The 9,226-nt window shown below is 42.7% G+C and carries 6 protein-coding genes and 1 pseudogene; 6 read left to right on the top strand and 1 reads right to left on the bottom strand.

All coding sequences use genetic code 11. The features are described from left to right. The first annotated feature begins 305 nt into the window (after positions 1-305). From AB5443_RS25075 to AB5443_RS25060, 4 genes are read left to right on the top strand one after another with little or no spacing between them, the layout of a single operon-like run. Positions 306-1,637: a TolC family protein gene (locus AB5443_RS25075; protein WP_368114588.1), complete on the top strand. Its 1,332-nt coding sequence runs from the start codon at positions 306-308 to the stop codon at positions 1,635-1,637. Between the two features lie 27 nt (positions 1,638-1,664). Beyond that, complete coding sequence (locus tag AB5443_RS25070) at positions 1,665-2,756, top strand: HlyD family secretion protein (protein WP_044655094.1); 1,092 nt, start codon at positions 1,665-1,667, stop codon at positions 2,754-2,756. 59 nt (positions 2,757-2,815) lie between these two features. After that, positions 2,816-4,453, top strand: coding sequence for an MFS transporter (locus AB5443_RS25065; protein WP_368114587.1), 1,638 nt, complete (start codon positions 2,816-2,818; stop codon positions 4,451-4,453). 41 nt (positions 4,454-4,494) lie between these two features. After that, positions 4,495-5,370 (top strand): AraC family transcriptional regulator, encoded by an 876-nt coding sequence (locus AB5443_RS25060; protein WP_368114586.1) that lies wholly within the window; start codon positions 4,495-4,497, stop codon positions 5,368-5,370. Positions 5,371-5,374: 4 nt separating this feature from the next. Here AB5443_RS25060 and upp read toward each other — a convergent pair whose 3' ends face one another. Then, entirely contained in the window at positions 5,375-6,028 is a 654-nt protein-coding gene (gene upp, locus AB5443_RS25055; protein WP_022140255.1) for a uracil phosphoribosyltransferase, read from the bottom strand. A gap of 283 nt (positions 6,029-6,311) precedes the next feature. Here upp and pckA point away from each other — a divergent pair, with 283 nt between their 5' ends. Then, positions 6,312-7,919, top strand: a complete 1,608-nt coding sequence (pckA, locus tag AB5443_RS25050; RefSeq protein WP_073347318.1) for a phosphoenolpyruvate carboxykinase (ATP) — start codon at positions 6,312-6,314, stop codon at positions 7,917-7,919. A gap of 463 nt (positions 7,920-8,382) precedes the next feature. Next, a pseudogene (locus AB5443_RS25045) lies at positions 8,383-8,490 on the top strand (DUF5009 domain-containing protein); the annotation flags it as partial. Positions 8,491-9,226: the final 736 nt, after the last annotated feature.

The following is a 9,226-nucleotide window of genomic DNA, read 5'->3' as shown; positions in this document are numbered from 1 at the left end:
ACAAAGCCCGGGCTTGAGAAAGTCTGGGCTTTGCGCATAAAAAAAGGCTGTGTCAGCGTTTTGACACAACCTCTTTGCATTCACTAAAAAATTATGAAAAACAAACGCTGTTGTGTTGTTGCTTTGAAACTAAAAGTTTCATACCGAGAAACTAATAGTTTCAAATAGGAGAACAATCTTGAAACTGACAAGCCTTGAATATTTCCTCATTGAAAAAGGAAAATATGAATAGAAAGAGTCGGATTATGGGTAGCTTTCATATGTCGTAACCCGCTAAATTTGTAGCCAATTATAGAGCACATATTATGAAGAGATTACTGTTCATTTTTACCTTTTTAAGTTTGTTCGTTGTAAATGGAAGAACACAGGGAGTAGAAACCCTGACATTGGAGGACTGTCTGCGGATAGGGATAGATAACAACCTGTCGTTGGAGAGTAAACGTAAGGAAATACAGAAAAGCAAATATGGTGTTTCTGAAAATCGGGCGAAACTGTTGCCGCAGATTAGTGCCGCTGCCGGTTATAATAATAATTTTGACCCGCCGGTATCTGTGACGGACGGTTCGTCTTACGGTGTTCCTTATAATATTACCCAAACATTGCAATATTCAGCCAATGCGGGACTGGAAATGCAGATGCCACTTTTCAATCAGACTCTTTACACTTCCATGTCCATTGCTAAAACCATGGAGGAAATCAGTCGGTTATCTTATGGTAAGGCAAGGGAGGATATCATTTTACAAATCAGTAAGATGTACTACCTCGGACAAGTTACGGCCGAGCAAATAGTGCTGATAAAGGCGAATATCACCCGTCTGGAAGAATTGCGGAACATTACCCAAGCCTTTTTTGACAATGGAATGTCAATGGAGGTCGATTTGAAAAGGGTAAATATCAATTTGGAAAATCTGAAAGTGCAATATGACAATGCGCAGGCGATGATGAAACAGCAGCTTAATATGCTGAAGTACATTATGGATTATCCTGCTGAAAAAGAAATCGCCCTGACGCCGGTCAATACGGACAGTATTACGACAGTGGCTTTAACCGGCCTGTCGGAAAACCTTTACGAGCTTCAACTTACGCAGTCGCAGGTGGAACTGGCGGAGCGGCAGAAGCGCATGGTGAGCAATGGATATATTCCTTCTCTCAGCCTGACGGGCAACTGGAGATATGCTGCTTATACCGATAAGGGGTATCATTGGTTCCACTCCGGCCCGTCCAATCATTGGTTCCGTTCCTATGGCTTGGGACTGACTTTGCGTATTCCTATTTTCGACGGACTGGACAAGACCTATAAAATAAGGAAAGCCATGATTGACATCGAAAACAGGAAACTGGCATGGGAAGACACCCGGAAGAATCTCCAAACCCAATACCTGAATGCTGTGAACGACCTGATGAACAACCAGCGTAACTTTAAGAAGCAGAAAGACAATTATCTGCTGGCTGAAGACGTGTACGCCGTTACTTCCGACCGTTATCGGGAAGGTATCGCTTCGATGACCGAGGTGCTGCAGGATGAAATGCAGATGAGTGAAGCGCAGAACAACTATATCAGCGCACACTATAACTACCGGGTCACTAACCTGATGCTGCTCAAACTGACCGGTCAGATAGAAACATTAGTCAAATAATACGCAACTAAAAACTGAATCATAAATATGGAAACAATGGAAAACAATATCCCTTCCGCTACTCATCAGGAGAAGGCGAAGAAAATGAAGAAACTTCGTCGTTGGCAGATTGCGGTCAGCTTTCTGGGCGTGGCTATTATTGTTTGGGGGGTAATTGAAGTAGTTTGCCTTTTTCTGAATTATAGCCGGACTGAAACCAGTAACGATGCGCAGATAGAGCAATATGTGTCGCCTATCAACCTGCGTGCGTCGGGATATATTGACAAGATATATTTTACCGAACATCAGGAAGTGCATAAAGGCGATACTTTAATGGTGCTCGACGATCGTGAATATAAGATCCGCGTAATGGAAGCCGAAGCCGCGCTGAAAGACGCCCAAGCCGGCGCTACGGTAATCAATGCCACATTGCACACCACGCAGACAACGGCATCCGTGTACGATGCTTCCATTGCCGAGATTGAAGTGCGCCTTGCCAAACTGGAGAAAGACCGGAAACGATATGAAAATCTGGTAAAGCGGAATGCGGCCACTCCCATTCAGTTGGAACAGATTGTCACGGATTATGAGGCTACACGCAAGAAACTGGAAGCCGTGCAAAGACAGAAGAAAGCCGCCCTCTCCGGGGTGGATGAAGTGTCTTACCGTCGTGTGAGTACCGAAGCCGCTATCCAACGGGCGACGGCGGCGCTCGAAATGGCACGCCTGAACCTTTCTTACACGGTTGTGGTAGCTCCCTGCGACGGTAAACTCGGCCGCCGCTCGTTGGAAGAAGGGCAATTCATCTCGGCAGGGCAAACGATTACGTATATTCTCCCCAACACTCAAAAATGGATTGTAGCCAACTATAAGGAGACGCAAATCGAGAATCTGCATATCGGGCAGGAAGTATCTGTCACGGTGGATGCCATCAGTGATAAAGAGTTTACCGGGAAGGTGACGTCCATTTCAGGGGCGACCGGTTCCAAATACTCGTTGGTACCGACGGATAATTCGGCGGGAAACTTTGTGAAGATACAACAGCGCATTCCCGTGCGTATTGATTTCACCGATTTGTCTCCGGAAGACAACGAAAGACTGGCCGCCGGCATGATGGTAGTGGTGAAAGCCAGACTCTGAGCATGTCTTGCCGCCTGCTCCGTCACATCATTAATCACTTATCATTAATCACTGACTAAATGCCCTCGTATCCTAAAAATTATCCTTTTTATGACTGGATGCCCAAGCCTTTGGGTATTATCATCCTGTTATTCTTCTTTCTGCCGATTCTTACGGTAGGCGGAGTTTATTCGGTGAATAGTACCGAGATGATGAGCGGGCTTGGTATCATTTCCGAGCACATCCAGTTTGCCAGCTTTGTGACCTCTATCGGTATGGCGGCGTTTGCACCGTTCCTGTACGAACTGGTATGCGTGCGTCGGGAGAAGATGATGTGCATTGTCGGATTCGCGTTCATGTATATATTCAGCTATATTTGCGCCAAGACCGACAGCATTTTCCTGTTGGCGCTTTGCAGCCTGCTGACAGGCTTTTTGCGTATGGTGCTGATGATGGTCAATCTGTTTACACTAATATGGTATGCCGGTGGTATGGAAGCTACCCGTAATATAACTCCCGGACTGGAGCCGGAAGATGCTGCCGGTTGGAATAAGCTGGACATCGAGAGATGTGTGAGCCAACCGGCTGTTTATCTGTTTTTTATGATTCTGGGACAGTTGGGCACGGCATTGACGGCCTGGCTGTCCTTTGAATATGAGTGGAAATATGTATACTATTTTATGATGGGGATTCTGTTGGTTTCTATCCTGATTATATTTACCACCATGCCCAACTATAAGTTTCCGGGGCGTTTTCCCATCAATTTCCGCAAGTTCGGCAATGTTACCGCGTTCTGCATCTCGCTGACGTGTCTCACTTACGTACTGGTATATGGCAAGGTTCTCGACTGGTATGATGACGACTCTATCCGTTGGGCAACCGCTGTGAGTATCCTTTTTGCGGGGATATTTCTTTATATGGATGTCACCCGCCGGTCGCCTTATGTCCTATTGGACGCGTTCAAACTGCGTACAATCCGTATGGGAGCTTTGCTCTATCTGCTGTTGATGATTGTCAATTCCAGTGCCATGTTTGTCAATGTGTTTGCAGGTGTCGGGATGCATCTTGATAATTTGCAGAATGCCTCGTTGGGCAACTGGTGTATGGCAGGTTACGCTATCGGTGCTGTGATTGCCATGGCGTTGGGTGGCAAAGGGCTGCATTTCAAATACCTTTTTGCCCTTGGCTTCTTCTTCCTTTCTTTGTCGGCTGTTTTCATGTATTTTGAAGTACAGACAGCCGGAATGTATGAACGCCTGAAGTATGCGGTCATTATCCGTGCCACCGGCATGATGATTCTCTATGCCCTGACGGCCGCCTATGCCAACCAGCGCATGCCTTTCAAGTACCTTTCTACTTGGATTTGCATCATGCTTACCGTCCGTATGGTGCTGGGGCCCGGTATCGGCGGGGCGATTTATTCAAACGTATTGCAGGAACGGCAGCAACATTACATCACCCGTTACGCCCAAAATGTCGACTTGCTGAACCCCGACGCTTCCACCTCTTTTCTCGGTACGGTTCAGGGCATGAAGTATCAGGGAAAAAGCGAGACGGAAGCCCGTAATATGGCTGCTATATCTACCAAAGGACGTATCCAGGTGCAAGCTACGCTCTCCGCTCTCAAGGAAATGGCAGGCTGGACAATCTACGGTGGATTAATTTGTATGATATTTGTGCTTGTCGTTCCTTATCCTAAGCGAAAATTGCTAACTTAGCATCGTTTTATCTGATATTTCCTTGTTAATATGTTAGTATTATGGATACCCAACAAGACTGTTTATTACAATTTGACCGTGATTTATTGAGTGGAAAAAATATATGTAGTTCGAGAGGTGTATTTGTAACTTTCCCCTCTTCCCTGAAAAAACTTTTTCACATGAAAGGCCTGGGGGTGATTATCTGCCATCAGGGTAGTTTCCGGTTCTCGTTGAATCAAAAGTCCCATACGGCCAAAGCGGGTGAAAGTTTGTTTATTCCCGAAGATGGCGAGTTTCAGGTACTTCAGGAATCGGAAAATCTGGAAGTGCAGATTCTGATTTACCAGATAGAGCCTATCCGGGACATTATGGGTAATGCGGTCGTGACTATGTACATGTATTCCCGGATTACTCCCGAAGAACCCTGCTGTGTGTGGACTACCGGTGAGGAAAATGAGATCATGAAATATATGTCCCTGCTGGACAGTGTCTTGCGGGCAGAAGACAATTCATTCAATCTTTACGAGCAGAAGTTGCTCCTGCTTGCGCTGACATACCGGATTTGTTCGGTTTATAATCGTAAACTTGTCAATGACGGCCAAGAGGCGGGAGGGCGCAAGAAAGAAGTTTTTATCCGTCTGATTCAACTGATTGAGAAATATTATATGCAGGAGCGTGGTGTAGAATTTTATGCGGATAAACTCTGTTTGTCTCCTAAATATCTTTCCGCCGTATCTAAAAGCATTTGCGGATACACCGTGCAGGAACTTGTCTTTAAGGCGATTGTCCGCAAAAGTATCTCGTTGCTGAAAAATACCCAACAGGACATTCAGGAAATTTCGAACGCTTTCGGCTTCCCCAATGCTTCTTATTTCGGAACGTTCTTTAAGAAGCAAGTGGGGATGTCGCCGCAGCAATATCGGAAGAATCTTTAAAGTTTTATTCCTTTTCTCCGTAGGCAAGGTCGCCGGCGTCGCCCAGTCCCGGAACAATGTAAGAATGTTCATTGATTTCGGGGTCGATAGCCGCACACCAAATGGTAGTCTTGTCTTCGGGGAATATGTTTTTTATATGGTCGATGGCCTGTTGGCTGGCGATAATGGAAGCTACGTGAATCTCGGCGGGATGGCCTTTGGTCAGCATTGCCTGGTAGCTAAGTTCCATGCTGCCACCCGTTGCCAACATAGGGTCGGTGATAATCAGCGTTTTGTCATCAATGCGCGGCGAAGCGATATATTCAATATGTATATCGAATTTCAGTGTGTCCTTGTATTTGCGATAGGCAGAAACGAATGCGTTTTCCGCTCCGTCGAAGTAGCTTAGAAAGCCTTGGTGGAAAGGAAGTCCCGCACGCAGAATGGTGCTGATAACTAGTTGGTTGTCCGGTGTGCTGACCGGAGCGGTGCCCAGTGGTGTCCGGATGTCCTTTACAGAGTACCTAAACTCCTTGCTCATTTCGTAGGCCATGATTTCTCCGATACGCTCTATATTACGGCGGAAACGCAGGCGGTCATTCTGAACTTCTACATTTCTGATTTCGGATATGTACTGGTTTAGAATCGAATTTGTTTTGCTAAAATCAATTACTTTCATATTATAGTTTAATCATAATTTAATCTCATTTTCATAGTTCTGATATCATACAGACTTGCAAAGTAAGCGATAATCTTTCAAATTGCAACGTTCAGTTTGCAGATATTGTTAGGAATTTATAAAAGAGATTCAATTAGGGAAAAATTTCTCTAATACCTTCTTCCTTTCCAAAGAAAGTATTACTTTTGTACCCGGATTTACAAGGGGTGCTCCCAATCCCCTTCTTAGTCAAAGGTGAAAAGAGATAATAAAACAAAATACCAATTTAATTAATTCAAAGAAAATGGCAAATTTAGATTTAAGCAAGTACGGTATCACAGGTGTGACCGAGATTTTGCACAATCCGTCTTATGACGTTTTGTTCGCTGAAGAAACAAAACCAGGTCTGGAAGGCTTTGAAAAAGGTCAAGTAACTGAATTAGGTGCTGTTAATGTAATGACAGGTATCTATACCGGTCGTTCTCCTAAAGATAAATTCTTCGTTAAGAATGAAGCTTCTGCTGATTCTGTATGGTGGACTTCTGACGAATACAAAAACGACAACAAACCTTGTACTGAAGAAGCTTGGGCTGACTTGAAAGCTAAAGCTGTAAAGCAATTGTCAGGCAAACGTCTGTTCGTTGTTGACACTTTCTGTGGTGCTAACGAAGCTACTCGTATGAAAGTGCGTTTCATCATGGAAGTAGCTTGGCAGGCTCACTTCGTAACTAACATGTTCATCCGTCCGACTGCTGAAGAACTTGCTAATTACGGAGAACCTGATTTCGTATGTTTCAACGCTTCTAAAGCTAAGGTTGACAACTATCAGGAACTGGGCTTGAACTCTGAAACTGCTACAGTATTCAACCTGAAAACTAAAGAACAAGTTATCCTGAATACTTGGTACGGTGGTGAAATGAAGAAGGGTATGTTCTCTATCATGAACTACATGAACCCGCTTCGTGGTATCGCTTCTATGCACTGCTCTGCTAACACGGATATGGAAGGAACCAGCTCTGCTATCTTCTTCGGTTTGTCAGGTACAGGTAAAACTACTTTGTCTACCGACCCGAAACGTAAATTGATCGGTGACGACGAACACGGATGGGACAACGAAGGCGTATTCAACTACGAAGGTGGTTGCTATGCTAAGGTTATCAATCTGGATAAAGAAAGCGAACCGGATATCTACAATGCTATCAAACGTGATGCTTTGCTTGAAAACGTGACAGTTGACGCTAATGGCAAGATCGATTTCACAGATAAGAGCGTAACAGAAAACACTCGTGTTTCTTATCCTATCTATCACATTGAAAACATCGTTAAGCCTGTTTCTAAAGGTCCTCACGCAAAACAAGTTATTTTCTTGTCTGCTGATGCATTCGGTGTATTACCTCCGGTATCCATCCTGAACCCTGAACAAGCTCAGTATTACTTCCTGTCTGGATTTACAGCTAAATTGGCTGGTACAGAACGTGGTATCACTGAACCGACTCCGACATTCTCTGCTTGCTTTGGCGCTGCTTTCTTGTCACTGCACCCGACTAAATATGCAGAAGAACTGGTTAAGAAGATGGAAATGACTGGTGCTAAGGCATACTTGGTTAACACAGGTTGGAATGGTTCCGGCAAGCGTATCTCTATCAAAGATACTCGTGGTATCATCGACGCTATCCTTGACGGTTCTATCGATAAAGCTCCTACTAAGGTTATTCCTTTCTTCGACTTCGTTGTTCCTACAGAACTTCCAGGTGTTGATCCGAAAATCCTTGACCCGCGCGACACTTACGAATGTGCTTGCCAATGGGAAGAAAAAGCAAAAGACTTGGCTGGACGTTTCATCAAGAACTTCGCTAAGTTTACAGGTAACGAAGCTGGTAAGGCTTTGGTTGCTGCTGGTCCGAAACTCTAATTTGTATATTAGATATATTGCAGAAGGCGGTTCGAATTTCGAACCGCCTTTTTGCGTTAGGATGCTTTCAGATAGTTAAAGATGGTTCGCATAAGAATGTTTGCATCTTCAATTATTAATCTTGTGGACGTCAAATATGTTTTTTGTTTTTCTATTCTATTGTAGTTTGTTTCTTATTCGATTTTATCAGTTACACTTGAAAATTGTCTATTGTTTAGTGATATTCTCAAGTGTAACTGATAATTTTCTGTATCTTTGTCTCAAAAGAGAGCAAAAGTATGGATAACCGATTGCAACAATTAGGAAAGTATAATTTTTGGAAAGGCGATTTTCCGGAATTAGGGTTAATTCGCAAAGAATATCTGAATAAACTCACTTCAGCTTTGGGGAATAGATTGATAAAAGTTCTCGTGGGGTAACGGCGAAGTGGAAAGAGTTACATTTTGAGACAGCTCATGTATACTTATTGGGACTCGATATCCGGCATATTTATTTATATTCCAATGCATTGCAAACTATCGCAGCCGGGTATGTGATTGTTGCGGTCGTTCAGCTATATTGTTCTTTTAAGTTGCCGTCATAGGTATTTCTTTTTCACCGTTTGCCTATCAGGATATATTTCATTAGACATTCTTATTTCGTATAACTATAGTGTGCTTTGCGAATAACTATGGTTAAACGAAGTAATAGTAGGTAATGAAGATAATCTAATCAGGCTATGAATAAACTCTCGAATACAGCTTTCCGGTGATAGGTTCTATGTCCCTGGAAAAAGCTATTCGAGTAGATATAAATTATAAAAGTTAATAGATATCTTTTATTAAAAGGAAATATACAATTAGAAGATTGTTCGGGATTTGTTTGAAATAACTATTATCAAGTACTTGTGGAACTTGGTAAAGAAACGTTGTTTTATTGGTATATTCAAAATTTATAGTATTAGAACGCTGTAAAGATATAAATAAGTTCTTAATAAACAATTTAGTTATCAGTTTTTTATTTGTTCACACTATTGGTCGTCTATTCTTATTTATTTCTCCTGTCATAAATAAAACAATTTATATCAAGCTTTATCTGTTATTGTAAATATGAAATGTTTTTGGTACAGTTTTTTATACCCTACTTCAAATTATTTTTTTGAGTCTTATAAGCATAGATTGCAACGTGTTTATTCACTGATATTTAAACGAGAATCTTTTCTTGGCTTTACCAAGTTCCACAAGAACAAAGGGTTCTTCGTCAAATTCCGTGCTTTTTTATTTTTAAATATGCCTTGTTTATATTTTATTATTTAGTTATAAATCAAT

This window comes from Bacteroides sp. RTP21281st1_H5_RTP21281_210402 (assembly GCF_040918965.1).
Lineage (GTDB): Bacteria > Bacteroidota > Bacteroidia > Bacteroidales > Bacteroidaceae > Bacteroides > Bacteroides congonensis.
Note: the sequence above shows the minus strand (reverse complement) of the source record. Positions and strands in the feature narration are given on the sequence as shown.